Annotated in this window: 25 protein-coding genes and 1 pseudogene; 11 read left to right on the top strand and 15 right to left on the bottom strand. The window is 69.8% G+C overall.

The window, feature by feature from the left end:
• Positions 1-69: 69 nt before the first annotated feature.
• Positions 70-915: an LLM class flavin-dependent oxidoreductase gene (locus BKN51_RS12020; RefSeq protein ID WP_101607720.1), complete on the bottom strand. Its 846-nt coding sequence runs from the start codon at positions 913-915 to the stop codon at positions 70-72.
• A gap of 182 nt (positions 916-1,097) precedes the next feature.
• On the opposite strand from BKN51_RS12020, the gene BKN51_RS12015 reads away from it, so the two are divergent.
• On the top strand, positions 1,098-2,363 hold the full coding sequence (locus tag BKN51_RS12015) for a family 1 glycosylhydrolase (protein ID WP_101607719.1): 1,266 nt from the start codon (positions 1,098-1,100) through the stop codon (positions 2,361-2,363).
• Positions 2,364-2,372: 9 nt separating this feature from the next.
• Here the strand turns inward: BKN51_RS12015 and abc-f are convergent, their stop codons facing one another.
• The gene (gene abc-f / locus BKN51_RS12010; RefSeq protein WP_101607718.1) at positions 2,373-4,001 is read right to left on the bottom strand and encodes a ribosomal protection-like ABC-F family protein; all 1,629 of its coding nucleotides are present in this window, start codon (positions 3,999-4,001) and stop codon (positions 2,373-2,375) included.
• A gap of 227 nt (positions 4,002-4,228) precedes the next feature.
• Between abc-f and BKN51_RS12005 the strand changes: the two genes are divergently transcribed.
• From BKN51_RS12005 to BKN51_RS11990, 4 genes are all read left to right on the top strand, one after another.
• Positions 4,229-4,879 carry an Rv1733c family protein gene (locus tag BKN51_RS12005; protein WP_233223350.1) on the top strand — a complete coding sequence of 217 codons (651 nt, stop codon included), beginning with the start codon at positions 4,229-4,231 and terminating at the stop codon, positions 4,877-4,879.
• A 42-nt stretch (positions 4,880-4,921) separates the two neighbouring features.
• Positions 4,922-5,749: a M55 family metallopeptidase gene (locus BKN51_RS12000; protein ID WP_101607716.1), complete on the top strand. Its 828-nt coding sequence runs from the start codon at positions 4,922-4,924 to the stop codon at positions 5,747-5,749.
• Positions 5,742-7,205 carry a M20/M25/M40 family metallo-hydrolase gene (locus tag BKN51_RS11995; RefSeq protein ID WP_255414888.1) on the top strand — a complete coding sequence of 488 codons (1,464 nt, stop codon included), beginning with the start codon at positions 5,742-5,744 and terminating at the stop codon, positions 7,203-7,205. The genes BKN51_RS12000 and BKN51_RS11995 overlap by 8 nt, the downstream gene beginning before the upstream one ends.
• Positions 7,206-7,439: 234 nt before the next feature.
• Positions 7,440-7,814, top strand: a complete 375-nt coding sequence (locus BKN51_RS11990; RefSeq protein ID WP_233223352.1) for a hypothetical protein — start codon at positions 7,440-7,442, stop codon at positions 7,812-7,814.
• A 70-nt stretch (positions 7,815-7,884) separates the two neighbouring features.
• Here the strand turns inward: BKN51_RS11990 and BKN51_RS11985 are convergent, their stop codons facing one another.
• Positions 7,885-8,493: a TetR family transcriptional regulator gene (locus BKN51_RS11985; protein WP_101607715.1), complete on the bottom strand. Its 609-nt coding sequence runs from the start codon at positions 8,491-8,493 to the stop codon at positions 7,885-7,887.
• A 68-nt stretch (positions 8,494-8,561) separates the two neighbouring features.
• On the opposite strand from BKN51_RS11985, the gene BKN51_RS11980 reads away from it, so the two are divergent.
• Positions 8,562-10,130: an FAD-dependent oxidoreductase gene (locus BKN51_RS11980; protein WP_101607714.1), complete on the top strand. Its 1,569-nt coding sequence runs from the start codon at positions 8,562-8,564 to the stop codon at positions 10,128-10,130.
• A 119-nt stretch (positions 10,131-10,249) separates the two neighbouring features.
• Positions 10,250-11,323 (top strand): GDSL-type esterase/lipase family protein, encoded by a 1,074-nt coding sequence (locus tag BKN51_RS11975; RefSeq protein WP_101607713.1) that lies wholly within the window; start codon positions 10,250-10,252, stop codon positions 11,321-11,323.
• 30 nt (positions 11,324-11,353) lie between these two features.
• On the opposite strand, the gene BKN51_RS11970 is transcribed toward BKN51_RS11975, so the two are convergent.
• Positions 11,354-12,415: an aldo/keto reductase gene (locus BKN51_RS11970; RefSeq protein ID WP_101607712.1), complete on the bottom strand. Its 1,062-nt coding sequence runs from the start codon at positions 12,413-12,415 to the stop codon at positions 11,354-11,356.
• Between the two features lie 116 nt (positions 12,416-12,531).
• On the opposite strand from BKN51_RS11970, the gene BKN51_RS11965 reads away from it, so the two are divergent.
• Positions 12,532-13,362 carry a helix-turn-helix transcriptional regulator gene (locus tag BKN51_RS11965; RefSeq protein ID WP_101613182.1) on the top strand — a complete coding sequence of 277 codons (831 nt, stop codon included), beginning with the start codon at positions 12,532-12,534 and terminating at the stop codon, positions 13,360-13,362.
• 7 nt (positions 13,363-13,369) lie between these two features.
• On the opposite strand, the gene BKN51_RS11960 is transcribed toward BKN51_RS11965, so the two are convergent.
• Genes BKN51_RS11960 through BKN51_RS11935 form a run of 6 tightly spaced genes read right to left on the bottom strand, consistent with a single transcriptional unit; the run spans position 13,370 to position 17,366 of the window.
• A complete protein-coding gene (locus BKN51_RS11960) occupies positions 13,370-13,669 on the bottom strand; it encodes a hypothetical protein (protein ID WP_005150941.1) in 300 nt (99 codons plus the stop codon).
• Entirely contained in the window at positions 13,656-13,883 is a 228-nt protein-coding gene (locus BKN51_RS11955; protein ID WP_076166772.1) for a hypothetical protein, read from the bottom strand. Before BKN51_RS11955 ends, BKN51_RS11960 begins: the two co-directional genes overlap by 14 nt.
• 37 nt (positions 13,884-13,920) lie before the next feature.
• Entirely contained in the window at positions 13,921-14,391 is a 471-nt protein-coding gene (locus BKN51_RS11950; RefSeq protein ID WP_101607711.1) for an Lrp/AsnC family transcriptional regulator, read from the bottom strand.
• Positions 14,388-15,530 (bottom strand): M24 family metallopeptidase, encoded by a 1,143-nt coding sequence (locus BKN51_RS11945; protein WP_101607710.1) that lies wholly within the window; start codon positions 15,528-15,530, stop codon positions 14,388-14,390. Before BKN51_RS11945 ends, BKN51_RS11950 begins: the two co-directional genes overlap by 4 nt.
• A gap of 10 nt (positions 15,531-15,540) precedes the next feature.
• On the bottom strand, positions 15,541-16,791 hold the full coding sequence (locus tag BKN51_RS11940) for an MFS transporter (protein ID WP_101607709.1): 1,251 nt from the start codon (positions 16,789-16,791) through the stop codon (positions 15,541-15,543).
• Positions 16,788-17,366 carry an ArsR/SmtB family transcription factor gene (locus tag BKN51_RS11935; protein ID WP_101607708.1) on the bottom strand — a complete coding sequence of 193 codons (579 nt, stop codon included), beginning with the start codon at positions 17,364-17,366 and terminating at the stop codon, positions 16,788-16,790. The genes BKN51_RS11940 and BKN51_RS11935 overlap by 4 nt, the downstream gene beginning before the upstream one ends.
• A gap of 118 nt (positions 17,367-17,484) precedes the next feature.
• On the opposite strand from BKN51_RS11935, the gene BKN51_RS11930 reads away from it, so the two are divergent.
• The 3 genes from BKN51_RS11930 (at position 17,485) to BKN51_RS11920 (ending at position 20,106) form a co-directional block, all read left to right on the top strand.
• Positions 17,485-18,021, top strand: a complete 537-nt coding sequence (locus BKN51_RS11930) for an NADPH-dependent FMN reductase (protein WP_101607707.1) — start codon at positions 17,485-17,487, stop codon at positions 18,019-18,021.
• Positions 18,022-18,097: 76 nt separating this feature from the next.
• Entirely contained in the window at positions 18,098-19,042 is a 945-nt protein-coding gene (locus tag BKN51_RS11925; protein ID WP_101607706.1) for a 5'-3' exonuclease, read from the top strand.
• On the top strand, positions 19,039-20,106 hold the full coding sequence (locus tag BKN51_RS11920) for a pirin family protein (RefSeq protein ID WP_101607705.1): 1,068 nt from the start codon (positions 19,039-19,041) through the stop codon (positions 20,104-20,106). The genes BKN51_RS11925 and BKN51_RS11920 overlap by 4 nt, the downstream gene beginning before the upstream one ends.
• Here BKN51_RS11920 and BKN51_RS11915 read toward each other — a convergent pair.
• From BKN51_RS11915 to BKN51_RS11895, 5 genes and pseudogenes are all read right to left on the bottom strand, one after another.
• Complete coding sequence (locus tag BKN51_RS11915; RefSeq protein WP_101607704.1) at positions 20,103-21,323, bottom strand: GNAT family N-acetyltransferase; 1,221 nt, start codon at positions 21,321-21,323, stop codon at positions 20,103-20,105. The two genes, BKN51_RS11920 and BKN51_RS11915, sit on opposite strands and share 4 nt — an antisense overlap.
• A gap of 44 nt (positions 21,324-21,367) precedes the next feature.
• Positions 21,368-21,772: a DUF4333 domain-containing protein gene (locus BKN51_RS11910; RefSeq protein ID WP_101607703.1), complete on the bottom strand. Its 405-nt coding sequence runs from the start codon at positions 21,770-21,772 to the stop codon at positions 21,368-21,370.
• Positions 21,773-21,805: 33 nt separating this feature from the next.
• Positions 21,806-23,004, bottom strand: a pseudogene (locus BKN51_RS11905) (GNAT family N-acetyltransferase).
• A 41-nt stretch (positions 23,005-23,045) separates the two neighbouring features.
• Positions 23,046-23,870: a DUF4333 domain-containing protein gene (locus BKN51_RS11900; protein WP_101607702.1), complete on the bottom strand. Its 825-nt coding sequence runs from the start codon at positions 23,868-23,870 to the stop codon at positions 23,046-23,048.
• Positions 23,871-24,163: 293 nt separating this feature from the next.
• A complete protein-coding gene (locus BKN51_RS11895) occupies positions 24,164-26,941 on the bottom strand; it encodes a DEAD/DEAH box helicase (RefSeq protein WP_101607701.1) in 2,778 nt (925 codons plus the stop codon).
• Between the last annotated feature and the right edge of the window lie 30 nt (positions 26,942-26,971).

Genomic DNA, 26,971 nt, shown 5'->3' with positions numbered 1-26,971 from the left:
CCACGACCAAGGCACGTTTGCCTTGCCCCTCAAGAACCCGAAACGCCACTCACGACCGAGGTGACCGGATCACCACCGCGGCGGGCCCGCGTCCACGATCTTCTGCGAAAGCTCCAGCGGATCGTGGTGCATCAGCGATTCCATCCACCACGTCATCCCGGCCTGTCCCAGCGCGGGCAGGTCGACCTTGATCGGCTCCTCCCACGCGGGGCTCGCGTTCCCCGCGACAGCGACGTCGAAGGGGCGGCCCGGTTCCAGCCCGGCCAGATTGAGGGCGCGGTGGGTCTCGGCGATCTCCTCGGCGGTCGGCGTGTGGTCCTCCGGGTTCGGGAAGATCCCGTCGCACAACGCCGCTCGCCGGACGACGCGCGGATTGTCGGTCGAGCTCGCCACCCAGATCGGGATCGGGAACGGCTCGGGCGGGGACTCGGCCAGCGCGACCTGATAGTGCGCGCCGTCGTGGTCGAACCGCCTGCCGGACCAGATCGCGCGGATGACGTCGAGGCCTTCGTCGAACATCGCCGACCGGGTCAACAGGTCGGTCTGCTCACCGAACCGGCTGAAGTCACCGGATTCGTCCGAACCGAGACCGGTGCCGAGGATGAGCCGCCCGCCGGAGAGCCTGCTGACCGTCGACGCGTGCCGCGCGACCACCCACGGGCGGCGCCGGGCGGGCGGCGTGATCATCGGCCCGAACAGCAGTCCGCTGGTCGCGTGCGCGATCGCGCCGAGCGTGGTCCACGGATCCGCGATGGGCATGGTATCCGCGACCACGTGATCCCACAGGAAAAAGCCGTCCCAGCCCGCCGCCTCGGCGCGTACGGCGAGGTCGACGAGCACCGCCGGCTCACCGAACGGGCCGAAAGGCGGCAGATAGACGGCATGGCGGACCGTGCTGCCGGTCAAGTCGATCATCTCCCCAACGTCATCGTCGAAGTCCCCGGGACGGCCGCTTGTTTACGCCGTTCACTCACGTTAACGTCCGGAAGATGGCGGACACCGGTGAACGTTCGACGAAGTGGCCGGAGCATCGGAGAAGATTACGCCGGGTACTGGCCTCGGCGGTCGCCGTCTCACTATGCGCGACACTTTCGGCTGTGAACGCGTCCGCATCGCAGGATGACGACTGGTCCCGTGACTTCTACTGGGGTGTCGCGTCGTCGGGTTACCAGTCCGAAGGCAGTGCCCCGGACAGCAATTGGAAGCGGTTCGTGGACCGCTCCGCGGGCAAGGACGGCGTCGACGAGTACCGGGACTCCGTGGACTTCCGGCACCGCTACGCCGACGACATCCGCCTGGCCGCCGGGCTCGGCGTCAACACCTACCGCTTCGGCGTCGAGTGGGCTCGCGTCGAGCCCTCGCCCGGCAGGTGGGACGAGAGCGAGCTGGCCTTCTACGACGACGTCCTCCGGCAGGTCCGCGCCGCGGGCATGACGCCGATGATCACGCTCAACCATTGGGTCTACCCGGGCTGGGCGCTGGACCAGGGCGGCTGGGCCGAGACCCGGACAGCGGACGCGTGGCTGGAGTTCAGCCGGAAGATCGTCGAGCGCTACGCCGGGCAGGACGTCCTCTGGGTGACGTTCAACGAACCGCTGATCTTCCTCAAGAACGAGCAGAAGGTCGGCGCGCTGAGCCCGACGCGGTACTTCGCGGCGCAGTCCAACGTCGTCCAGGCGCACCGGCGGGCCTACGACCTCATCCACGAGATCGATCCGGCCTCGAAGGTCACCAGCAACCAGGCCTACATCACCGGGGTCAACGGGATGGCCGACTGGTTCTTCCTCGACCAGGTCAAGGACAAGCTCGACTTCATCGGCATCGACTACTACTACGGCCTCAGCATCGACAACTGGACGGTGTTCGCCGCCGCGAGCGACAAGTTCTGGGACGTGAAGCTCCAGCCGGAAGGCATCTACTACGCGCTGCGCAGCTATCACAACCGGTTCCCGCGCCTGCCGCTCTACATCGTCGAGAACGGCATGGCGACCGACAACGGCAGGCTTCGCGACGCGGGCTACACCCGCGGCGACCACGTGCGCGACACCGTGTACTGGCTCCAGCGGGCGAAGGCCGACGGGATGAACCTCATCGGCTACAACTACTGGAGCCTCACCGACAACTACGAATGGGGCAGCTACCGTGCCCGGTTCGGACTGTACACAGTGGACGCGCTCACCGATCCCGCGCTGACCCGGCGCCCCACGGACGCCGTTCCCGCGTACCAGGCTCTGGTGACGGCGGGTGGCGTTCCGCAGGGCTACCGGCTCGAACGTGGACCCGGGACTTGCTCTCTCGTCGACGGCCTGAACAGCTGTCTCAACCCGGCGAAGGTGGACGGGCCGCTCGCGCCCTTGAGCTGACCGTCCACATCAGACGGCCACCGGTTCGGACGCGAGTTCGAGGCGCCTGCCTTCGAACGTCCGCCGCAGCCGCCGGTCGTGGGTGACGACCACGAGCGCGCCGGAGTAGTCCGCGAGCGCCTGTTCCATCTCCTCCACCAGATCGGGGGCGAGATGGTTGGTCGGCTCGTCGAGCAGGAGGAGATCGGTCCTGGCCGTCACCAGCTTGGCCAGTTCCAGCCTGCGGCGCTGTCCGACGGACAGCTCCCGGACCGGTTTGCGCAGATCCGGTGCCCGGAACAGGCCCAGTGACAGCAACCTCTCGGCGGCCTCCTCCTCGTCACCGTCGCCGGCGAAGACCGCGATGGCGGTCCGGGTGTCGTCGCCGAGCCCGCCGTTCTGGTGCAGGAACCCGACCCGGCCCGCCCGCTCCGACGAGCCTGCCGACGGCGCCAGTTCACCGGCGAGCACCCGCATGAGGGTGGTCTTGCCCGCCCCGTTGGGTCCGGTCACGAGCACCCGCTCCCCCGGCAGCACGCAGAGCGACGTCCGCGGCAGACGGCCGTCCACCGACACACCGTCAGCCTCGACCACGTACCGATCGGCCTCCACCTCCCCCGCGTCGATCCGCCCGGTGAACCGGAGCGGTCGCGGCGGAGGCGGAACCGGGTCGGCCTCGAGCCGCTGGATCCGCTCCCGGGCCGACCGGATACGGCTCATCGCGCCGTGCGCCCGGGAACGGGCCCGGAAGGCACCGGCCCCGCTGAAGGCAGCCGGCGCCTTGCGCGGAATCGCCGAGAACCGGTCGATGTTGACGTCCGCCAGCCGCTCTTGACGGGCCATCTCCAGCTGCCAGACCTCGTACTCCCGGACCCATCGGGCCCGCGCCGCCGCCTTCGCCGCGAGGTAACCGGGGTAGCCGTCGCCGTGGCGGTGCACGGTCCGGCGATCGGCGTCGACCTCGAGGATCGTGGTGGTGACCCGGCTGAGGAACATCCGGTCGTGGGTGATCGCGACGAGCCTGCCGCGATGCCCGCGGAGGTGGTTCTCCAGCCAGGCGACGGCTTCGTCGTCGAGATCGTTGGTCGGCTCGTCCAGCAACAGCAGTTCGGGAGACGCGGCCAACGTCGCGGCGAGCGCCAGCCGGGACCGCTGCCCGCCGGACAGGCTGCCCAGCGCTCGACCGCGGTCGAGACCAGGCTGCCCGAGCCCGTGCAAGGCGACCTCCACCCTGGCATCGGCCTCGTAGCCGCCACGGGCTTCGTACGCCGCGGTCAGGTCGCCGTAGACGTCCAGGTCTTCGGCGGTTGCGAGCGACTTCTCCGCCGCTCGCAACCGGGACTCCAGCTCCCGGATGTCGGCCAGCGCGAGGTCGATCGCGTCCCCGACCGTGGCGGTGCCGGGCAGCTCCGACGTCTGCGGGAGGTAGCCGACGCCTCCGGGCGCGGTGACGGTCACCGTGCCGTTGTCCGCCCGGTCGTGGCCGGCGATCAGCCTGAGCAAGGTGGATTTGCCCGAACCGTTGTCGCCGATGACCCCGGCCTTTTCGCCCGGTTTGACGGTGAAGCCGACCTGGTCGAGCACGACATGGTCGTCGAAACGTTTGGTGACACCGGAGAGCACGAGTTGTGTTCCGGAATTTCGATGCGGGGTACGCATAGGGGCGTCCTCCTGGATTCTCGGAAGTAAAAGAGCACACGGAAGGACGCGGCCCGGCGGAGCGAAGGCTCTACGCCAGGGCCGCGTCGAAGGCGAGAATCACATGTAGAAGAAGAACCCCATGGCGTAGACGGTAGCCGGGGAATGCGAACGGGCAAAACGAATTAAAAGTTGTGTACGGGTTCACAGAGTGGTCTGTGTCCCCATACCGCGACAAGGACGCCCCGGTGACCGAGAATCGAGACCGGAGGTTTTCGCGGTCTGAGGGAATGGGGTTCCTCGTGCACGGGTCCAGCGGTCCGATCGCCCGGTTCCGGCGACGGCTCTTCCCCGGTCACAACTCGCTCGCCCGCGGCTCCGACCGCTTCGAAGCCCTCATCCTCAAACTCGTCATCCTCGCCGCGCTCCTCGCCATCCCCGTCGCGGCCGCCGTCGGCTCCGCCAACCACGGCAGGCAGGTGACCGCGGCCGCCGCCGAAGCGGCCGGACGTCAGGCCACCACCGCGTATCTGCTGAAGGCCGCGCCCGTCCGCATCGTCGACAGCGAAAGCGTCGGGACCGAAGATCCCACCACCGAGGCGACCTGGACCGACTCGCGCGGCACCCGGCACACTGGCGGGGTCCTCGCGACGCAGGGCAGCCCCGCCGGATCGCCCGTGCCGATCTGGACCGACGCCCGCGGCGAGCTCACCGCCGCCCCGAGAAGCGCGTCCACGGCCGTGTTCGATTCGGTGCTCGTCGGCCTCTGGCTCTGGTTCGCGGTGGTCGCCACGCTCGTCCTGCTCCACCGGGTCGTCCGGCTGGTGCTGGACCGGCACCGCGCCGCGGCCTGGGAACGCGCTTGGGCGGTCTACCCGCGTTCGGGTTCCTGGCCCTGATTCCGGCGGCGAGGGCAAAGAGCCTCGGTTAGGGTGCCCTCCATGCGCATCATGATCTCGGCGGACATGGAGGGCGCCACCGGCGTCACCTGGACCGAGGACGTCATCCCCGGCACGGAACAGTGGCAGCGATTCCGGCGCCTGTTCACCGGTGACGTCAACGCCACCATCGCCGGCCTCTTCGACGCCGGCGCCACCGACGTGCTGGTCAACGAGGCGCACTCGTCCCAGCGGAACCTCCTCCTCGAAGACCTCGACGGCCGGGCGCGAATGCTCACCGGCAGGCACAAGCCGCTCTCGATGATGCAGGGGATCGATACCGGCGTGGACGGCGTCGTCTTCCTCGGCTACCACGCCGGTGCCGGTTTCGACGGCGTCCTGTCCCATACGTACCTGGAGAATCAGATCACCGGCGTATGGCTCGACGACGTCCCCGCCAGCGAGGGCAGGCTCAACGCGGCGATGGCCGCCGAGTACGGCGTCCCGGTGCTCGTCGTCTCCGGCGACGATAAGGCCTGCGACGACGCCCAGGACTACGCGCCCGAGGCCGAACTGGTCACGGTGAAGGAGTGCATCAGCCGCTACGCCGCGATCTGCCTCCCTCCCGCGAGGACCGCCGAGCTGCTGTCCTCGGCCGCGGCGGACGCGATGAACCGGGCGGGCCGGGTCGAACGGTTCACCACTCCCCACCGGATCGAGGTGGAGTTCGACGCGAGCCACCTCGCGCAGGCGGCGGCGGTGATCCCGACGGTGGAACAGATCGGCGTGCGGCGGGTCGGTTTCGACGCGCCGGACATGACCGAAGCGATGAAGGCGTTCAAGATCGTCACAGCGATCGCGGCCGGGGCGGTGCAGGGTATCTATGGCTGAGATGGAAACGCAGGGCGAGCTTCCCGGCCAAGTTGCCGACACGGAACCCGCCCGGCCGCAGGCCCCGCTATCGCGGCGGCAGGGCGCCCTCGGCGAAGACGCGGCAGGCGACGAAAAGGTGCGCCCTGGCGACGTGATCGCGGATGAGGGTTCCCGAAACAACACTGAGATGGATGTCGTCGAGGTTTGTTCGCGATTGATCCGGTTCGACACCACGAACCGGGGCAACGGGGATTCCGAGGGCGAGCGCGAGGCGGCCGAGTACGTCGCGTCGCTGCTGTCCGGGCTCGGGATCGGCGCGAAGATCATCGAGTCCGCGCACCGGCGCGCGAATGTGATCGCACGCGTCCCGGGCACCGACCCGAGCCTGCCCGCGCTGCTGGTGCAGGGACATCTCGACGTCGTCCCCGCCGACGCCGCCGACTGGTCGGTCGACCCGTTCTCCGGTGAGGTCCGCGACGGGTTCCTCTGGGGTCGCGGCGCGGTCGACATGAAGGACTTCATCGCGATGGTCCTCGCCGCCCTCGCCATCGGTTTCCGGCCTCGACGGGACATCGTGCTGGCGTTCGTGGCCGACGAGGAGGACAAGGGCGAGTACGGCGCGCACTGGCTCGCCGCGGAGCACCGGCACCTGTTCGACGACTGCGCGGCCGCGATCAGCGAGTCGGGGGCCTACAGCTACCACGTCCCCGCGGCCGACGGCCGGACCGTGCGGCTCTATCCGGTGGCGACGGCCGAACGCGGCACCGCGCATCTGCGGCTGACCGCCAAGGGCCGCGCGGGGCACGGATCGCGCCCCAACGACGAAAACGCCGTCACCCGGCTGGTCACCGCGCTCGGCAAGATCGCCGCGCACCGCTGGCCGATCCAGCTGACCCCGACGGTCCAGGCGTTCCTGGAGCGCACCGGCGAAGCGCTCGGCGTCCCGGTCGATCTGTCCGATGTGGACGGGACGATCGCACGGCTCGGGCCCGCCGGAGCGCTGGTGGTGCCGACGGTCCGCAACAGCACGACACCGACCATGCTCGACGCGGGCTACAAGGTGAACGTGATCCCGAGTTCGGCCGAGGCCCAGGTGGACGTCCGTGTCCTCCCCGGTGCCGAGACGGAGCTGTTCGCCGAGATCGACGCGATGCTCGGCGAAGGCGTCACCCGCGAGTTCGTCGCGCACCAGCCGCCGGTCCAGGCTCCGGTGGATTCGCCGTGGTTCGACGCGATGGCGGACGCGCTGCGTTCGGAGGATCCCGAAGCCGTGGTGGTCCCCTACTGCATGGGCGGTGGGACGGACGCGAAGGCGTTCAGCCCGCTCGGGATCGACTGCTACGGGTTCGCTCCGCTGTGGCTGCCGGAAGGCTTCCCCTATCGCGCGATGGCGCACGGTGTCGACGAACGCGTCCCCGTCGAGGGGCTGCGGTTCGGCACGCGGGTGCTGCGGCATTTCCTGGAGAACTGCTGACCGCCTCGTGAGTGGTGTCGGGTTATTGAGGGGTGAAGGACCCCTTCGCTGGCTTCAAGGTCGAAAGGTGCCTTCGCGGCGTGGTTCTGGACTGACCTAGGGGCGCCAGTCGTTCCGAGTGTCCACAAGGGACACTTCCGCGGCCGGCGTCGAGCTACGCCGGGTCGCGGATCTCGCCACCGCGGCGGGCGGGCTGGCGTTCTCGCTGGCGAAGGCACGGATGTCGGCTACCGGGTGCCGGGACGCGGGGAGCTGCACGCGCGGCGGCCGTCGCTCTCGGCGGGCGGCAGTGTCTCGTTCGTCCTCGCCGAGACCGCCCGTCCACCCGCCGCTCTCGGCACTTTCGACGGCGCGGTCGTGGCGGACGCCTTCGACCGGCTCGGCGGCGCGGCGGGCTACCTGCGACCGCTCGTCGGTTCGGCGAACCTCCTGCGTGCCGGAGGGCTGCTGCTCGTGGCGCTCCCGCGCGCGTCGGCCGCCGAACTCGCGAACGTCCTCGGCGAGGCGTTCGAGCTGCTGTCGGAAGACACGGAGCCGAGCCTGACCAGGGTCGACGGCCGCCGGTACGAGATCACCGATCTGGAGGTCTCGATCTGGCGTAAGCGCTGACCCCGCCACAGGGCCGCATCAGGTGCTCCCGCATCTGGTGCGGCCCGACCCTCGCCCAGCCGACATGAGCTCAGCCTTGCAAGGCGGTGGACAGCGCGCCGAAAGCGGCGTTCAGCCGCTCACAGTGCGCGGTGACCACGGCGGCGAGGTCGTCTCCGGCGAGACGGCGCCGCACCGTCGCCACGGCGACGGTGCGGTACGCCGCGACGATCAGCGCGGCGACCAGCTCGCTGTCGCCCGAGAACCGGGCGTCGTTCTCGAGCTCGTCGGCCAGCTCCGCCTCGATCTCGTGCTCGAACTCGCGCAGCCGTGCGATGAGCGCCCGCGAACCGGCGACGGTGCGCGCGAGCGGATCGCCCCCCTCGGCCAGTCCCGAGAGCGGATGTTGTTCCTCCGCGAGGGCGAGAGCCGTCCGGCGGAAGGCTTCGACGACACCCACGCCGTCCGGCCGCTCGCGGATCGCGGCCCTGGCGATGCCGACGGCGTCGGGCAGCCTGTCGAGCGCGAGATCCTCTTTGCGATCGAAGTGCGCGAACACCGTCACCTTCGAGACACCGGCCGCGGCGGCGACCTCGGCGACGGTGACGTCGTCGAAATCGCGCTCCAGGAACAGCTCTGTCGCGACGGCGGCGATATGCGCCCGCGTCTTCGCCCCGCCCCTGTCTCCTCGCTTCGCCATGTGACAACCGTACCTTTACTCGTTAAGCTTACCAAGTAAACTTACCGAGTAAGCCTTGGAGAGCTGTCATGCGGAACGATGTGATCGTCGTCGGAGCGGGGCCCACCGGCCTCTTCCTCGCGAGCGAGCTGGCCTTGCGGGGAGTGCGGGTGACCGTGCTGGAGCGGCTCGAAGAGCCCGATCAGACGATCAAGTCCGGTTCGATCAACGTCGCCAGCGCGGAAATCCTCGACCGGCGCGGGCTGCTTCCCGCCGCGGAAGAGGTGCAACGCGGCCGCCTCGCCGCCTCCGGCGCCTTCACCACCGGACGGATGAACCGGACCGTGCGCGCGCTCGAGGACGCGGCCAACGAGAAATCCCGCCGGTTCGCGGTCATCGGCCATTTCGCGGGGCTCATGTTCCGGCACGACCTCGTCGACCAGGACGATCCGGTGCTGGCCGCGCACACCGCCGTGGCCAACGGCATCTGGGTGCCGCAGCACGATCTCGAACTGCTTCTCGGGGCACATTGCGCCCGGCTCGGCGTCGAAATCCGCCGCGGCGTCGAGGTGCGGGGGCTGCGTGGCACGGGCACGGGTCTCGACGACGATGCCGACGTCGTCGTCGAGACCAGTGCCGGTGACCTCACGGCCGGATGGGTCGTGGCGGCCGACGGCGGCCGGAGCATCATCCGCAGGACGCTCGGCGTCGATTTCGCGGGCACCGACCCGGAACTCGTCGGATATCAGGCGATCGCCGATTTCGACGACCCGGGCGAGTTGCGCCGCGGCTGGAATTGGACCCCTCGCGGCATCTACACCTACGGCCCGGTGCCCGGACGCATCCTCGTCGCCCGGTTCGCACCGCAGCCGGAAGATCGCGACGCGCCCGTGACCGTCGGGGAACTGCAGAGCGCGGTGCGGGAGGTCAGCGGGGTCCCCGTGACGATCACCGGTTTGCACGGCCGGGCGACCCGATGGTCGGACAACGCCCGTCAGGCACAGACCTACCGTCGCGGCCGGGTGTTCCTCGCGGGCGACGCCGCCCACGTGCATTCCCCGTTCAGCGCGCAGGGTCTCAACCTCGGCCTCGGCGACGCGGTCAACCTCGGCTGGAAACTCGCCGCGACCATTCTGGGCACGGCTCCGGCGGGACTGCTCGACACCTACCACTCCGAACGGCATCCGATCGGCGCGTGGGTGCTGGACTGGACGAGGGCGCAGGTCGCCCTCATGCGTGGCGACGAACGCACCGCACAGTTGCGGAAGGTGATCGACGACGACCTGTTCACCGTTCCGGGCGCGACGAACCACATGATCACGCTGTCCTCCGGGATCCTGCAGCGGTACGACGTAGCCGAGGACGGCGAGCACCCGGTCGGCTCCATCACGGGGGACGCCGAGCTGAGCACCGGAGGCCGTCTCGCGGACCACGCCCACGACGGCCGTTTCGTTCTCGTCGACCGGTCCGCCGAGAGCCGGTACGCGGAAGCGGTCCGCGGCCTGGAGCACCTGGTCGCCTACGTGGCGGATCCCGATGCTTCGCAGCCGAGCCTGTTCGTGCGTCCGGACGGGATCATCGCGTGGGCGGACAACGTCTCCGACGACAACGCGAGGAAGCTGCTCGACACCGCGATCGAGCGCTGGGCCGGCGTCTGACCACCCGTGGTTCCCGAGGGCGGCGGAGCCTCGCTCCATCGCCCTCGTCCGGCCGGATCAGCAACGTCACACCGCCATGATCACCCTGTCGGGCAAGGTGTCCGTAGAATCCGGTGACGATGCGACGTTTCCGGTGGTGGTGGGGTGCTCTCGCGCTCACGTTCGTGGTGGTTCTCGTCGGGTTCATTGCCTTTACCGGGTCGGAAAGCCGCCCGGGGCAGCCGTCCCCGCGCCAAGGCCCGCCGGGAACGGGGCCGCTGACGGTCGTCTCCATCGGCGACAGCACCGTTTCCGGTGAAGGCGCGGGCAACTACACGCCGACGACCAACGGGCAGGGCGGCAACTGGTGCCACCGCTCCCCCAACGCCTTCGTCGAGCAGATCAAGATCCCGGAAGTCACCGCGCGGGTGAACCTCGCGTGTTCGGGGGCGCCTTCCGAGCAGATCGCCCTCGGCGAGGCCAAGCAGTGGACCGAACCGTCACAGGCTCAGCAGCTCGCGCAGCTGATCAAGGACCACCGGGTCGCCGCGGTGGTGATCGCGGTCGGCGCGAACGACGAGCCGAAGTTCTCCGCTCAGGTCAGCGAATGCTTCAAGGCGTGGTTCTCTCCGCAGAGCCCGCCGTGCAGCGAGGCGCTTCGCGCCACCTGGAAGTCCAAAGTGGACGCCATGGTGCCGAAGGTGACCAACGCCGTCGCGGACGTCAAGAAGGTGCTGGCGCAGGCCGGTTACGTTCCGGCGGACTACCAGCTCGTGCTGATGTCGTACGCCTCGCCCGTCGGCCCGCAGATCCCGGAGGCACTGCGCAGCCTCAACGGTTGCCCGTTCCGCACCGAGGATCTGGAGTGGATGCGCCGCGACGGCGTTTCCGTCCTCTCCGACGGGCTCAAGCAGGCGTCGAGGGCGACCAGTTCACGATTCCTCGACCTTTCCCGGGCCGGCGCCGGGCGCGAGGCGTGCAGCAGCGACCCGGCGAACGAGTGGTTCAGCAGGCTGACCCTGCAGCTGCGCGACCTCGGCCAGGTCGACCGCGCGAGCCACGCCCTGCAGGAGTCGTTCCACCCCAACGCGAACGGGCACGCACAGATCGCGAACTGCCTCAACGAGTTCCTCGCCGCCCGCGGCGGGAACGCGTCGTGTCTCTCGGGGGCCGACGGCAAGCTGCACGCGGCCCCCGAGGTCATCGCCCGCTAGCTGCACTGCTCCTCGGCGCTCGGTCGGGTATCAGCGGCGGGTCTCGATCGACAGGTCGCCGCTGTTGAAAGCGCGGCCCCTGTCGCTGGCGAGCAGGTCGTGTGGGTAGCCGAGTTCGATCGCGCTGGCCTGTTCGAGGCGGGCCAGCTGGGCGGCGGTGAAGTCGACCTCCAGCGCCCCGAGGTTGTCCTCCAGCTGCGCGGGGGTGCGCGCGCCGACGATCGGTGCCGTCACGCCCGGGTTCTGCAGCGTCCAGGCCAGTCCGACCTGGCCGGGTGGGCGGCCCATCTCCGTGGCGACCTCCTTCAGGATGTCCGCGATCGCGAGGTTGCGTTCGGTGACGTCGCCGTTGGCGATGTTGAAGCCCTTGCGGGTGCCGTCGGCGTCGACCTCCGCCGCGTTCAGGTCGTCACGGCTGTACTTGCCGGCGAGCACCCCGCCTGCCAGCGGTGAATACGGGATCACTCCCAGTCCCAGCTCGCGTGCCATGGGGATCAGGTCCCGTTCCGCGGTGCGCTGGATCAGGTTGTATTCGACCTGCAGCGCGATCAGCGGCGACCAGCCGCGCAGGTCGGCGATCGCCTGCATACGCGACACCTGCCAGGCCGGGACGTTGGACATCGCCACGTACAGGACCTTGCCCTGGCGGACCAGGTCGTCCATCCCGCGCAGAACCTCGTCGACCGACGTCGTGAAATCCCATACGTGCAGGTAGAGCAGATCGAGGTAGTCCGTGTTCAGCCGTCGCAGACTGGTTTCCACCGACGCGAACAAGGTCTTGCGGTGACTGCCCCCGGAATTCGGATCGCCCGGCCGGCTCAGCGTCGAGTATTTCGTTGCCAGCACCAGGCTCTCGCGGTTCTCGCGGGTGAATTCGCCCAGCAGTCGCTCCGAGCTGCCGTTGGTGTAGGTGTTCGCGGTGTCGATGAAGTTGCCGCCGCGCTCGACGTAGAGGTCGAACAGCTTGCGCGCGTCGTCCTGCCCGGCGCCCCAGCCCCACTCGGTGCCGAAGGTCGCCGCGCCCAGCGCCAGCGGGGATACCCGCAGCCCGGACCGGCCCAGCAGCCGGTACGTGTCGAGGGTGAGCGACATCGTGTCCTCCTGTGCTCGTGATCGGTTGTCGAAAGCGAGTCTGCGACCACCGCGAGCCGGGGATAAGGGAAAGAACTTCCTGGGAACGGCAGTCCTACCCTGCTGTAGATTCGAAGATCATGACCCGCACCGTGGACACGACACAGGAACTCGCCGCGTTCCTGCGGACCCGGCGCGAGCGCCTGGACCCGGACGCTTTCGGCCTGCCGCGACGCCGGTCCAGGCGGACCCCGGGGTTACGCCGCGAGGAGGTCGCCGAACTGGCCGGTGTCAGCATCGACTACATCGTCCGGCTGGAACAGGCCCGCGGGCTGCGGCCCTCGGCGGACGTAGTGGAGGCGCTGGCGGGCGCTTTGCGCCTGGCCCCTGACGAACGCGCCTACCTTTTCGACCTGGCCCAGCAGCGCCCCCGCACCGCCGACAAGCTCGCCACCACCGCGGCGGCGCCCCTGGCACGGCTGGTCGCCGACCTGTCGCCACTGCCCGCCATGCTGCTGAACCACCGCTACGACATCCTGGCCTGGAACGGTGAGATCGCGCGGCTGCTCCTGGATTTCGACACCCTGCCACCGCCACAGCGCAATTCGATGTGGCTGTGCCTGATGCATCCGGGAACGCGTGAGTTCTACGCCGACCGCGAACGGGTCGTGCGGGAGGCCGTCGCCCACCTGCGCGCCGCGTGGGCCGCGCATCCGGAGGATCGGGCGTTGACCGACCTCATCGCCGAATTCACCGCGGGCGACGAGGAATTCGCGCACTGGTGGGCCGAGCGGGACGTCAAGGTCAAGGGCCGCGGACGCAAGGTGCTGCGGCATCCTGACGTCGGCACGATCGCGGTGGATTTCGAAACGCTTACGCCACTCCAAGACACGGACCAGCTGCTGGTGATCTACCGCGCCGCGGACGAGGAGAGCCAGTCGGCGCTGGACCGGTTGAGCCCACGGTGATCCGGCGCTAGAGATCCAGTGCCGCGCGCAAGGCGATGTCGATGCGCTCCTGGACCTCCTGGTCGATCTCCGCGATCTTCTCGTCGAACCACGGCCGGTACAGGCGCGTGAGGTTCAGCGTGGAGACCCAGTAGCGCGCGTCGACGGCGACCCCGAGGATGTCCTGCGGGTCGCGGTCGAGCAGTTCGGTGCCGAGCAGCCACGGCCGCTCGGATTCGTTCACCCCGTCCGAGGACAGCAGCACGACGGTGCGCTGCCGTGCCGGTTCGGTCGGGGGGTGGTACGTCCAGACTTCACCCCTGTGCACGCAGATCCTTCTCCGCGGCTGTCAGCTCGGCCTCGTCCGATTCGGCGGACGGTGCGACCGGAGCTCGCTGCGGGGTGTACCCGGTGCGGACGGCTTCCCTGCGGGCTGCCTTGGACAACCACGACGAGACCGAGATCCCGTGCGCTTTGGCCGCCCGCTCGGCGAACTCGAGCGCACCACTGTCGAGTGAGAGTGTGACCTTACGTGTTGCCATACCTTTTATCGTACCAGCGCCGCGCAAGCCCACCCGGTCAGTGAGAAAGACCTGATGAGAGCGTCGGTGAGCGTCCCTCGAACGGAGTCGACAGCACCACCGTGGTCCGGGTCGAGACCTTGGCGGACTCGCGGATGCGGCGGAGCAGGTCCTCCAGGCCGAGCGGCGAAGCCACCCGGACCAGGAGGATGTACGACTCGTCCCCGGCGACCGAGTAGCAGGACTCGATCTCCTTGATGTGCTCGAGACGCTGCGGATAGTCGTCCGGCGCGGCCGGATCGTTCGGCGTCAGCGAGATCAGCGCGGTGAGCGGGAGGCCGATCTGCTCGCCGTCGAGACGCGCGGTGTACCCGAGGATCACGCCACGCTGCTCCAGTCGCCGCACCCGCTGGTGCACCGCCGACACCGAGAGTCCGACCCGCTCGGCGAGGTCGGTGAAACTGCGCCGCCCGTCCGCGGCCAGTTCGCCGACGATGGCCTGGTCCAGCGGCTCCAGAGAACCGGTCATGCGTCGAGCACGATCAGGTCGTGCGGCCGCTGGTTGACCGACTCGACACCGTCCTCGGTGACCACGACGATGTCCTCGATGCGGGCGCCCCAGCGGCCCGGCTGGTAGATGCCGGGCTCGACGCTGAAGGCCATGCCCGGCTCGAGCGGCAGCGCGTTGCCCTTGATGATGTAGGGCTCCTCGTGCACGTCGAGGCCGATGCCGTGACCGGTGCGGTGGATGAAGAACTCGCCGTATCCCGCGCCGTCGATGATGTCGCGCGCGGCGGCGTCGATCTGCTCGGCGGTCACGCCGGGGCGGACGGCCTCGACCGCGGCGCGCTGGGCCCGCTGCAGGACGGCGTACGTCTCGGCGACGTCGGCGTCGCGCGGCTCGCCGACCGCGTACGTGCGCGTGGAGTCGGAGTTGTAGCCCTCGGCGATCGGGCCGCCGATGTCGACCACGACGACGTCGCCGCGCTCGATGACCCGCTCGGAGACGTCGTGGTGCGGGCTGGCGCCGTTCGGGCCCGAGCCGACGATCACGAAGTCGGCGTGGGTGTGGCCCTCTTCGACGATCGCGGCGGTGATGTCCGCGCCGACCTCGGCCTCGGTACGGCCCGGCCGCAGCCACTCGTGGACCCGCGCGTGGACGCGGTCGATGGCGGCGCCCGCGTCGCGCAGCGCCTGGATCTCGGCCGCGTCCTTGCGCATCCGCAGTTCGCGCACGATCGGCCCGGCCAGCGTCTGGTCGGCGTCGCCGAGAGCGCCGCGGAAGGCGAGCACGTGCAGGGCCGGGGTGAAGTCGCTGACCGCGACCCGGCCGGGCTTGCCCAGCCTGTCGGCGACCAGTTCGTAGGCGTTGTCCCCGTCGACCCAGGTGACGACCTCGATGCCGAGTTCGTCCGCGGGGACGTCGGCGTAGCCGGGAGCTTCCAGCTTCGGCAGCACCAGCGCCGGGACGCCGTCGGCCGGGATCACCAGCGTGGTCAGCCGTTCGAAGGAGCCCCCGGCCTGGCCGATCAGGTAGCGCAGGTCCGAGCCGGGCGCGATCAGCAGGGCGTCGGTGTCCGCGGCGGCCGCGGCGGCACGGGCCCTGTCGAGGCGGGCGCGGAGGCTGGCGGTGTCGGGGGCGGGGTTGTGAAGGGAACGGCGCGACATGACGCCGAGCCTAGTCGGTCCGCACCCCTTGGTTCACCAGCCGGTCACTCCCGATCGGGGCGGGATCGTCGAGCCCGCGCCAAACCCGGAAGATCGCCGGGAAGGTTCCGGCGATCAGGTACAGGCCGCCGAACACGGCGAGCGCGCCGACGAGCCCCACGCCGTCCAGCAGCAGCCCGGCCGCCATCGAGCCGAGCGGCATCGCGGCGAGCACCCCGCCGACGAGAAGGCTGAGCACGCGGCCCCGGACGCCCTCCGGAACTCGTTCGTAGACCACCGGGAGCAGGATCGGGTTGAGCGCGCCCGCCCCGATTCCGGCGATCGCCAGCCCGGCGAGCAGCACGACCGGCGCCGGTTCCAGCGCGAGCAGGGCGAACCTCGGCGCGCCTTCGATGGCGACGGCGACCAGGATCGCCGAGCGGCGCGAGAACCGGTGCCCGATCCAGCCGTAGAGCGCCGAACCGACCAGTGCGCCCGCCGCGACGGAGGTGATCATCGCGCCGATGAGCGCGGTGCTGTGCAGGACTCGGTCGCCGTATGCCGGGTACAGGACGCCGAGCAGGCCGAAGTCGAGGCTGTTGGTGAGCATCAGCATGCCGACGATCGCGCGCAGGACGGCGTCGCGTTTGACGTACCCGAGCCCTTCGCGCAGTTCCTTGAGGTAGCCGCCCGACGGCGGTCTCGGCGGACCGGCCGCGGCGGGGATCAGGGCGAACACCAGCGCGGCGGACAGCAGGAGCGCGCCGGCGTCGACGAACAGCACCGGGATGGGCCCGATCAGCGCGATCAACCCGCCGGCGGCGGGGCCGCCGACCATCCGGCCGGTGCGCATCGCCGCTTCGACGGCGCTCGCGGCGCGGCTCGTGCGGATCCCGCCCGCTTCGGCGACTCCCGCGAGCAGTACCTGCTTCGCCGTGTCGGCGGGACCGCGGGACACGCCCATCACGAACGACAGCGCGATCAGACCCGGCAGGCCGAGTCCCGTGGTGTTCATGGCGAGCGGGATCAGCAGCACCGTGACGGTGGTCAGCAGGTCGGCGCCGACACTCGCCCGGCGCGTGCCGACCCGGTCGACGATCGGCCCGCCCAGCAACGCGGCCACCATCAGGCCCAGCACCTCGGCCGCGGTGACGAGACCGGTCTTGGTGCCGCTGCCCGTGCTCTGCAGGACGAACCAGGGAATCGCGAGCAGTGTCATCATCACCCCGGCCGAGGAGATCCCCGAAGCCACGACCAGGGCCCCCAGTGGCAGCCTGCTCATGGGTGTTCCGGCCGCGATCGTCTCGGGAAGGCCGCCCAGTGCACGCGGACCTGGGTGTCGCCGTCCTTCTCCGGACGGCGATAGCGGCCGATCACCTCGAGGATCTCGTCGCTCAGCGCGGCGGCCTCGTCGGGAGTCAGCGACAGCGGCGAGTCGTGGAAGCTGACCTTGTCGATCCACTCGTCGGCCCAGTCCCGCACCTCGGCGACGAACTGCGCTTCGGCGGCGTGGCGCCGCTCGATCATCGTGTGGGCGTACGCGTTGAAGGGGCCGGCGAGGTCCGGGTCGTCGATGAAGTCCGCGGCGTGCATCCGATCGCCTTCGTGCACCGCCTTCCACCACCGGTCACGCCTGCTGCCGCGTTCGGCGTCGTCCGTGATCAAGCCGCATTCGGCCAGCTGACGCAGATGCCAGCTCGTGGTCCCGGAACTCTCCCCCACCCGCTTCGCCAGTCCCGACGCCGTGGCCGGACCGTCCTCGCGCAGCAACTCCAAGATCCTGACCCGCAGCGGATGCGACAACGCTCGCAGAAGGCGGCCATCGATCCGCGCGAGATACCTCTCGCTCTTCCCCATGGCTCGCAGCCTATAACCGCAGAGAATTCTTTGCAAAGAGTTCTCTGCGGTTGACTTCCCACCACAAGCCGATTCTGGAGTTTGACCTCAACCTAAGTTGAGGTTTTACGGTCTTGGCATGACAACGAACTCGCCCTATCAGCTCGCCGTCGTGATCAGCAGCGTCCGCGAAGGCCGCTTCGCTCCCGTGGTCGCGAACTGGTTCCTCGATCGCGCCAAACAGCGCGACGACCTGGCCCTGACCGTCATCGACCTCGCCGAAACCCCCGAAGGCCTCTCCTCCGGTGTCGCCACCGCGGACGCCGTCGTCGTGATCGTCCCCGAGTACAACCACAGCTATCCCGGCCCGTTCAAGAGCGCGCTCGACGCCACCGGCCCCGAATGGCACGGAAAGCCGGTCGGCTTCGTCTCCTATGGCGGGATCTCCGGCGGCCTGCGCGCGGTCGAGCACCTGCGCCCGGTCTTCGCCGAACTCCACGCCATGACGATCCGGGAAACCGTGAGCTTCCCCTACGCCTGGAACAACTTCGGGCCCGACGGCGGGCACCTGGACGCCGACGGAGCCGATCTCGCGGCGACCACGCTGCTGAACCAGCTGAACTGGTGGGCCACCGCGCTGCGGACCGCGCGGCAGGCCCGGCCCTACGCCGCCTGACCGGTGTCCGTGGAGGACCCGGCTGGGGGTCGGGTCCTTCACGGACATTCGGGCCGGAACATGGCAGGCTGTCCGCGTGACCGGACCTCTTGCCCTCCTTGATTCCGCGAGCCTCTACTTCCGCTCGTTCTACGCACTGCCCGAGTCGATGACCGCCCCGGACGGGACGCCGGTCAACGCCGTACGCGGGTTCACCGACACCGTCGCGCGGATCCTCGTCGACCGGCGGCCCTCCCGGCTCGTCGCCTGCCTGGACGCGGACTGGCGGCCGAAGTTCCGCACCGATCTGCTGCCGAGCTACAAGGCGCACCGCGTGGCCGAAGAGGTCCCGGAGGGCGGCGACGTCGAAGAAGTCCCGGACACGCTCACGCCGCAGGTTCCGATCATCCTGGAATTGCTGGAGGCCTTCGGGCTCGCGACGGCCGAAGCGGCCGGGTACGAGGCCGACGACGTCATCGGCGCGCTCGCGATCCGCGAAAAGAAGTCGCCGGTCGAGGTCATCACCGGTGACCGCGACCTGTTCCAGCTGGTGCGCCACGAGCCGACGCCCACGGTGGTCATCTACGTCGGCAAAGGCTGGAACAAGGCCGAGATCCTCGGCCCGGACGAACTCGCCGAGAAGTACGGCATCCCGGCCGCGAACGCCGGCCCCGGTTACGCCGACATGGCCGCGCTCCGGGGAGATCCGTCGGACGGGCTGCCCGGCGTGGCCGGGATCGGCGAGAAGACCGCGGCGAAGCTGATCACCCAGTTCGGTTCCCTGCAGGAGCTGATCGAGGCGTCCAACGCGGGCGATTCGCGCGTGCCGCTCAAGACGCGGCTGCGCCTGACCGACGCCGCCGACTACCTCGCGGTGGCACCGACCGTCGTCCGGGTCGCGGCCGACGCGCCGGTCGAGCAGTCCCGCCCGGACACCGTCCCGTCCGAGCCCGCCGACCCGGACAAGGTCGCGGAACTGGCGGAGCGCTGGAATCTCGGCCGTTCGGTGGAGCGTCTGCTGGCCGCGCTCCCCAAGCCGTGAGCAACATCGAGACCGACCCCGCCGAACTGCTGTGCCGGGACCGGCCGGGCGAGGGCGTCACCGTGCTGACCCCGCGTGAGGTGCCGCTCGGCGGGCCGCGGGCGATCCGGGTCCGCCGGACCTTGCCGCAGCGGCAGCGGTCCCTGATCGGCGCGTGGTGTTTCGCCGACCACTACGGGCCACAGGACGTGTCGGAGTCCGGCGGGATGGACGTCGCGCCGCATCCGCACACCGGGTTGCAGACCGCGAGCTGGCTGTTCAGCGGCGAGATCGAGCACCGCGACAGCATCGGCACGCGGGCCGTGGTCCGGCCGGGCGAACTCAACCTGATGACCGCCGGGCACGGCATCGCGCATTCCGAGGTATCCACAGTGTCCACAGTGTCCACAGTGTCCACAGTGTCCACAGTGTCCACAGTGTCCACAGTGTCCACAGTGTCCACAGTGTCCACAGTGTCCACAGTGTCCACATCGGACACCGCGACGCTGCACGGTGTGCAGCTGTGGATCGCGCTGCCGGACGAACACCGCGACACCGCGCGGGACTTCCGGCACTACGCGCCACCGCTGCTCGGGCTGCCCGGCGCCACCGCGCGGGTCTTCCTCGGAAGCCTCGCCGGAACCACGTCACCGGTTCCGGCGTTCACTCCCCTGCTGGGTGCAGAACTCACCGTCGAGCCCGGCGCGACCCTGTCCCTCGACGTCGACCCTGCCTTCGAACACGGTGTCCTGCAGGACGTCGGCTCGGTCACCGTCGCCGGAACCGCGCTGGACACCGGGGAACTCGCCTACCTCGCACCGGGCGCGGAACGGCTGGAGCTGGCGAACCACGGCGACGTACCGGCCAGGGTGCTCCTCCTCGGCGGGACCCCGTTCACCGAGGAACTCGTCATGTGGTGGAACTTCGTGGGCCGCAGCCACGAGGAGATCGCCGAGTACCGCGAGGCCTGGCAGGCGCAGGCGGACCGCTACGGCCGCGTCGAGGGCTATCAGGGCACCACGGCGTGGTTGCCCGCACCCGCGTTGCCGCAGGTGCGGATCAAACCGCGTCGCAATCCGGCTTAGAAGAAGGTCCCGCACCAAGGGGCACGGGCGGTGTGGAACAGCGCGTCGGCACGGACGGCCGCCGCCTCGTCCAGCACTTCGACGCGGCCGGACAGCGCCAGGTCGGTGACGAGGCCGTGGCCGAGGTACAGCGACGACAGGGTGCTGACGTCCAGCCGCAGCTCCGCCTCCGCGGTGGTGCGTTCTACGCCGTCCGGGCCGACGAGGTAGCGGCCGTTGTTGTCCGGAAGCTGCTTGTCGAACACTTCCAGGACCACGGGTTCGGCGGTGCCGTAGGTGCGCGCCCGCAGCGCCGCGAGCACGTCGACCAGCCGCACCCACAGGTCGTCGATGACCTCGGTGGTGTTCACCGCACGCGGATCGGTGAGGAGTTCGGCGATTGGCTCGTCCATCGGGCGGCCTCGTCCGGCAACGGCCGAGACCAGGTCGATCGACAGCAGGAAGCGCCACAGTCCGGCCCAGGCCCGCGGTGTCGCGGCTTGGAGTGCGCGAACCTCGATGATCGCCCCGCGTTCCGGCGCCTGCCGGTCTCGCGCGTCGATGGTCTGGTAGGCGACGAAACCGTCGTCCCCGTCCGGTCCACTGTGGATGGCGACGCGGTAGCCGTCGTTCCCGGTGACGAGCCGGTCGAAGAAGCCCGGCCACCACTGCGCCGGCCGGGAGGCGAACCCGGGATCCGTTCCCTGGAACCGGTTGTACAGCGCGGGAACCCGTTCGACGGCTTCGGCCGGGGTGACGAACCTGACCAGGCCCTCCCGCCCGACGCCGTCGCGGACCTGGGCACGGGGACGTTCGACGTACACGCCTTTGCAGAAGGTGGCGGCGCCGTAACCGAAACGGCCGTAGATCACGCCTTCCGAAGCGTGCAACGCGGCCAGCGGGACGCCGCGCGCGGCGAGGTCTTCCAGCTGTACGGCCATCATCGTGGTGAGGATCCCTCGGCGGGTCCAGTCGGCGCGGACGCCGACACCGTCGACGGCCGCGGTGGTGAGCTTCTGTCCACCTGGGACGGTGAGTTCGATCTCGAAGGAACTGGTGATCCCCACCGGGGTGCCGTCGTCGTCGAACGCGGCGAACTTCCCCGCGGCGGGCCAGCTCGGGGCCATCTTGGCCCAGGCTTCGTCCGAGATCGGCTTGGCGTGCAAGGCCTCTTCGAGAACTTGGAGGCAGGCCCGCTGTTCGCCCTCGGCCACGGCACGCACATGGAATTCGCTCATGACCGGAGATCCTGCCGTCCGGCCGCGGCGAACCCAACCGGTTTTCAGGCGGGCGCGCCGACCTCGTAGCGGCCGTCCTCACCGGTGACGGTGATCGTGACGGTCTTGCCCTCCCCGCCGACCTGGACGGTGCAGCTGAACGTGCTGCCGTCCGTGACCTTCTGGTTGGACGGGCAGATCACGTCCCCGACGCCCTGGAGCTGATACGTCTCGGTGAGGACCTTCTTCACGTCCGCCTGCATGGTCCTCGGGTCGAAGACCCTGCCCGGGGCGCTGGAGGGGCCGATTGACGTACCGCCGGTGGCGGGCGCGCTCGACGACACGCTCGTCGACGGCGGGACCGTGACGGTCTTCGTCGCCGGCGCGGGTACCGGAGTGTCCGAACACCCCGCCAGCACCGCGAAAGCGGCACAGCACAGACCGACCGTCGCGACGGCTCGCCTGCTCAAGCTTCTCCACCCCCGGAATGTGATCTTCCAACGTCAGAAGAAGGTACCGCACCAGGGGTTCACTCGCGTACCGAACAGCAGGTCCGCCCGTTCAAGGCGAGCTCGCCGGTGGCGCGGACCCGTCCGGCGAAGGCGAGATCCGACGCGCGCCAGCCGCCGAGGTACAGCATCGACAAGGTGTCGGCGTCCATGGCGAGATCCGCCGGGTCGGTGGTGCGGACGGCGCCGTCCTCGGACAGGCGATACCGGCCGGAGTTGTGGTCCAGGAAGCGATCGGTGACCTCGATGACGACGGGTTCGCCCCGGTACGTCCGGGCGCCGAGCATCGTGGCGACGTCGACCAGCCGGAGCCAGCCCTCGTCCTGGGTCTTCTGCACGGTCACGTGCCGCGGGTCCGCGAACAACAACTCGACGGGTTCGTCGAGCGGCCGTTTCTCGGCGGTGATGCGGTCGACCAGGTCCACGGACAGCAGGTAGCGCCACAGCCCGGCGAACGCGTCCGGGCCCGCGTGGTGGAAGGACTGGATCTTCAGCAGCGACGGGGCGTCGAATCTGGCCCTCTCGACGGTGTACGTGACGTAGCCGTCGACCCCGTCCGCGCCTCGGTGCACTGCGGTCGTGACGGGAGTGGTCGCCCGGCGCACTTCCCGCTCGTAGCCCGGCCACAGATGCGGGCTCCGCGCGATCATCCCCGGCCGGGTGCGCGGGAGGGCGTCGAAGAGCGACGGCCACTTCTCGATGGTACTTTCCAGCCCCAGCAAGGAGATCTGCCCGCCGGCCGGGGCCTCGGGACGGAGCCGCGCGCGATGCCTGTCGACCTCGATCGACTTGCCCCGCGCGGCGACGCCGTAACCGAACCTGCCGTAGATGGCTCCTTCGGACGCGTGCAGCATCGCCGCGGGAACGCCGCGGGCGGCGAAATCCTCGAACTGAGCGCGCATCAGACCGGTCAGCACACCACGCCGGATCCGGTCGGCGCGGACACCGACGAGGCTGACCGCGGCGAGCGGCGTGGTGCCGCCGCCGGGCAGTGTCACTTCCGAATCGAAGGACCGGACGGTGCCGATCAGCTCCGGGTCGAACGCGCCGAACCCGCGGTCCGGTTGCATCGACGGTGAGATGGCCGACCATTCCTCGTCGGTCATCTCCCTGGCGTGCAAGGCACGCCTGAACACGTCCATCGCGGCCCGATCCTCGTCGGACCGCAACAGCCGCACTGAAAAGTCGCTCATGGGACGATCATGCAGGATCGACCGCCCCCGGCGCCCGCCGTTTACTTGGTGACGGCGGGCGGTGAGACCTCGTAGTTGCCGGTATCACCCTTCACGGTGATCGGCACCTCCTGCGGCTTGCCCTCGATCGTGGCGGTGCAGGTGAACTTCACCCCGTCCTTGACCTCCTGGCCGGAGGGGCAGGTGACCGCGCTGATCTCCTTGATCCCGTAGGTCTCGGTGAGCAGCTTCTGCACGTCGGTCTGCATCTGCGTGTTGTTGAAGACCTGGGTGTTGAACCAGCCCGGCGTGACGAACCCGAGAACGCCCACCGCGGCGATGATCACCACGAGCGCGCCGATCCCGATGAACAGACCCTTCTTGGGCTTCGGCTTGTCCTGCCCCTCGCCCTGGGTGCCCGCGAACTGGCCCTGGCCGTACTCGTACTGACCCTGCTGCTGCGGCTGCCCGTACTGCGGCTGCTGCTGCGGGCCGCTCTGCGGATAGCCGGGCTGCTGCTGGGGACCGCTCTGCGGATAGCCAGGCTGCTGCTGGGGACCGCTCTGGGGGTAGCCCGGCTGCTGGCCGTACTGCGGGGGCTGCTGACCCCACTGCGGCTGCTGCTGCGTCTGGGAGGGGTCGTAACCGGGCTGCTGCTGGGGATACCCCGGCTGCTGCTGCGACGGGTCGTAGGGAGCGGGCTGCTGGCCCCACTGGGGCTGTTGCTGCTGCGTCTGCGACGGGTCGTACTGCGGCTGCTGACCCCACTGCGGCTGCTGCTGGGGACCGCTCGGCGGTTGAGCGCCGCCCGGCTGTTCCCCGTAGCCCGGCTGCTGCCCCCATTGGGGCTGCTGCTGCGGGTCGTTGCCGCCATACGGCGTGCTCATCGTTTCGCCTCCGCCTGTTCCGCCATCGTCACCGGCCGTGCTACATGGCCGTCGTGGGCGATCCAACCACAGGTGGGCGCCCCTGCCCACTGTTCCCGGGTGGTGTCGGGCCAACTCGCCGCGACCGTGCTCACACCGGTGGCGGCATCGAATCCGCCGGTCAGCCCAACACCTCCCGGCAGCCGGGCGCACCGTGGCGTGCCCCAGCGCGCGCTATGAAAGGCCCGTTACTTGCAAATTTTGCAAGTAACGGGCCTTTCATAGCGCTTGGGTGACCGAACCGGACCCCGGGCTCAGGCCCCGCCCGCCGCCACGACACCCCGCCGCAAAGCCTTCACCGCGTCCGAAGCCGCCGCACCCACCGGATCGGCCCGCCCGAGGACATCGCGGATCTGGTCCAGCAGGTCGATGACCTGCCGCGACCACCGCACGAAGTCACCGGCGGACAGCTCCTGCCCGTTCGCCTCGGCGGCGGTGAGGACCTTCTCCAGCGATTCGCCGCGCGCCCAGCGATAGATGGGCCAGGCGAAGCCGGCGTCGGGTTCGCGGGTGCGGTCCAGCTTGTGCCGCCGCTCGTCCTCGGTGAGCTCCATCCACAGGCGCGTGGTCGCCTGCCAGGCGTCCAGCACCTTGCCCGCGGGCAGGCGCGGCTCCCCCGCGGTATCGCGGCGGGCCTCGAAGACCAGCGTCGAAACGACGGCCGCGAGTTCGGCGGGAGCCAGGCCCTTCCAGACGTCTTGCCGGATGCATTCGGCGGCGAGCAGGTCGGACTCGCTGTAGAGACGGGTGAGCTGTTTGCCGTGTTCGGTGACGCGGTCCTCGCCGTTCCCCTCGGATTCGGGGCCGAGGTAACCGCGCTCGCCGAGCAGCCGCAGGATGCGGTCGAAAGCACGCGCGAGCGAGTGCGTGGTCGCGGCGACCTTGCGTTCCAGTTGCTCGGTCTCCGCCGAGAGACGCTGGTACCGCTCGACCCAGCGCAGGTTCGCCTCGCGTTCGGCCAGACCGTGGCACGGGTGGGCGCGCAGCGCGCGGCGGAGCGCGGCCAGCTCACCGTCCTCATTGGCCCCGGCACGGCGCTTTTGCCTGCCGGGCAACGAGATTCCCGCGTTCCGGAGAGTCGCGGCGATGTCCCGGCGGGTCTTGGGTGACCGCAGCTCGATGTGCTTCGGCAGTTTGATGTTCCCCAGCGCCTCGACGGGCGACGGGAAGTCGGCGACCGAGAGCGGTCCGGACCAGCGGTCCTCGGTGACTACGATGGGCCGCGGCTCGCGGATCGGATCGAGCCCCGGGTCGACGACGACCGCGAGCCCCGCTCGCCTGCCCGCGGGGACGGCGATGACGTCGCCCTTGCGAAGCTTTTCCAGCGACTCGGCCGTGCCCGCGCGGCGCGCGGAGGTGTTCTGGCGCGACAGCGCCTTCTCCCGGGCCGAGATCTTCGCGCGCAGCTCGACGTACTCGAACATCGCGTCGAAATCGCCCGTGATGGCGGACGTGTAGCCCCGCAGGGCCTCCTTGTTCCGCTCGATCCGCCGCGCCGTCCCGACCACCGACCGGTCGGCCTGGAACTGCGCGAACGACTGCTCCAGCAGGTCACGGGCCGCATCGGCGCCGACCTGGGCGACCAGGTTCACCGCCATGTTGTAGCCGGGACGGAACGACGAGCGCAGCGGATACGTCCGCGTCGACGCGAGCCCGCCGACCTGCTTCGGGTCGATCCCCGGCTGCCAGGCGACGACGGCGTGCCCTTCGACGTCGATCCCGCGCCGTCCGGCGCGCCCGGTGAGCTGCGTGTACTCCCCCGGTGTCAGGTCGACGTGCGCCTCGCCGTTGTACTTCACCAGTCGTTCCAGGACGACGGTGCGCGCGGGCATGTTGATGCCGAGCGCGAGCGTCTCGGTGGCGAAGACGACCTTCACGAGGCCTTGGACGAACAGCTCCTCGACGGTCTCCTTGAAGGCCGGGAGCAGCCCGGCGTGATGCCCGGCGATACCGCGCTCGAGCGCCTCACGCCACTCCCAGAAGCCGAGGACGCCTAGGTCGCCTTCGGGCAGGTCCTTGGTGCGTTCGGCGACGATCCGGCGGACCTTCTCGACCTCTTCGGGACCGTTGAGCCGCAAACCGGACCGGACGCACTGGCCGACGGCGGCGTCGCAGCCGGCACGGGAGAAGATGAACACAATGGCGGGGAGCAGACCGGCGCTGTCGAGCCGCTCGACCGTGTCCGTGCGGGACGGCGGCCGGAACCGCGGCATCCGTGACGGCGCCCCGCGCCGCCCCCTCGGCCCGCGCATCCCGGCCGGGGCGAAACCGCGGCCGACCTCTTCGGTGCGGCGCAGCAGGCTGGGGTTGATCCGCAGTTCGGCGCCCGGCGCGTGTTCCTCCTGGCCCGCGAACAGGTCCATCAACCGGTTCCCGACCAGCATGTGCTGCCACAGCGGCACCGGACGGTGCTCGTCGACGACGACCGAGGTGTCGCCGCGGACCTCGACGAGCCACTCGCCGAACTCCTCCGCGTTGCTCACCGTGGCCGACAGGCCGACGACCCGGACGTGCTCCGGCAGATGGAGGATGACCTCTTCCCAGACCGCGCCGCGGAACCGGTCGGCGAGGTAGTGGACCTCGTCCATCACCACGTAGGCGAGCTCGCCGATGGTCGACGACTTGGCGTAGAGCATGTTGCGCAGGACCTCGGTGGTCATGACCACGACCTGCGCGTTGCCGTTGATCGAGGTGTCACCGGTCAGCAGGCCGACGGCGTCGGCGCCGTAGCGCCCGACGAGATCGGCGAACTTCTGGTTCGACAACGCCTTGATGGGTGTCGTGTAGAAGCATTTGCGGCCTTCGGCGAGGGCGAGGTGCACCGCGAACTCGCCGACCACGGTCTTCCCGGCGCCGGTGGGCGCGCAGACGAGCACACCGTGACCGTCTTCGAGCGCCTCGCAGCCGCGGATCTGGAAGTCGTCGAACTCGAACGACGATTCCGCGGCGAACCGGGTCAGCTGGGGATACCGAGCGCGGCGCTGGGAGGCTGCGTACGCCTCGGCCGGGGTCTGAGAAGGGCTGTTGACCACTTCGTCAGGGTTCCATACCCCACCGACAGT

The organism is Amycolatopsis sp. BJA-103, assembly GCF_002849735.1.
Taxonomy (GTDB): domain Bacteria; phylum Actinomycetota; class Actinomycetes; order Mycobacteriales; family Pseudonocardiaceae; genus Amycolatopsis.
Note: the sequence above shows the minus strand (reverse complement) of the source record. Positions and strands in the feature narration are given on the sequence as shown.

Coding starts and splice junctions, on each gene's coding strand:
- BKN51_RS11950 (WP_101607711.1), bottom strand. CDS start 14,391: ATGACCGGTTCTCTGGAGCCGCTGGACCAGGCCATCGTCGGCGAACTG.
- BKN51_RS11935 (WP_101607708.1), bottom strand. CDS start 17,366: ATGGGGAAGAGCGAGAGGTATCTCGCGCGGATCGATGGCCGCCTTCTG.
- BKN51_RS11945 (WP_101607710.1), bottom strand. CDS start 15,530: ATGTCGCGCCGTTCCCTTCACAACCCCGCCCCCGACACCGCCAGCCTC.
- BKN51_RS11970 (WP_101607712.1), bottom strand. CDS start 12,415: ATGTCGCTCACCCTCGACACGTACCGGCTGCTGGGCCGGTCCGGGCTG.
- BKN51_RS11915 (WP_101607704.1), bottom strand. CDS start 21,323: ATGAGCGAATTCCATGTGCGTGCCGTGGCCGAGGGCGAACAGCGGGCC.
- BKN51_RS11900 (WP_101607702.1), bottom strand. CDS start 23,870: ATGAGCACGCCGTATGGCGGCAACGACCCGCAGCAGCAGCCCCAATGG.
- BKN51_RS11975 (WP_101607713.1), top strand. CDS start 10,250: ATGCGACGTTTCCGGTGGTGGTGGGGTGCTCTCGCGCTCACGTTCGTG.
- BKN51_RS12020 (WP_101607720.1), bottom strand. CDS start 915: ATGATCGACTTGACCGGCAGCACGGTCCGCCATGCCGTCTATCTGCCG.
- BKN51_RS11985 (WP_101607715.1), bottom strand. CDS start 8,493: ATGGCGAAGCGAGGAGACAGGGGCGGGGCGAAGACGCGGGCGCATATC.
- BKN51_RS11995 (WP_255414888.1), top strand. CDS start 5,742: ATGGCTGAGATGGAAACGCAGGGCGAGCTTCCCGGCCAAGTTGCCGAC.
- abc-f (WP_101607718.1), bottom strand. CDS start 4,001: ATGCGTACCCCGCATCGAAATTCCGGAACACAACTCGTGCTCTCCGGT.
- BKN51_RS11930 (WP_101607707.1), top strand. CDS start 17,485: ATGACAACGAACTCGCCCTATCAGCTCGCCGTCGTGATCAGCAGCGTC.
- BKN51_RS11955 (WP_076166772.1), bottom strand. CDS start 13,883: ATGGCAACACGTAAGGTCACACTCTCACTCGACAGTGGTGCGCTCGAG.
- BKN51_RS11940 (WP_101607709.1), bottom strand. CDS start 16,791: ATGAGCAGGCTGCCACTGGGGGCCCTGGTCGTGGCTTCGGGGATCTCC.
- BKN51_RS11980 (WP_101607714.1), top strand. CDS start 8,562: ATGCGGAACGATGTGATCGTCGTCGGAGCGGGGCCCACCGGCCTCTTC.
- BKN51_RS12000 (WP_101607716.1), top strand. CDS start 4,922: ATGCGCATCATGATCTCGGCGGACATGGAGGGCGCCACCGGCGTCACC.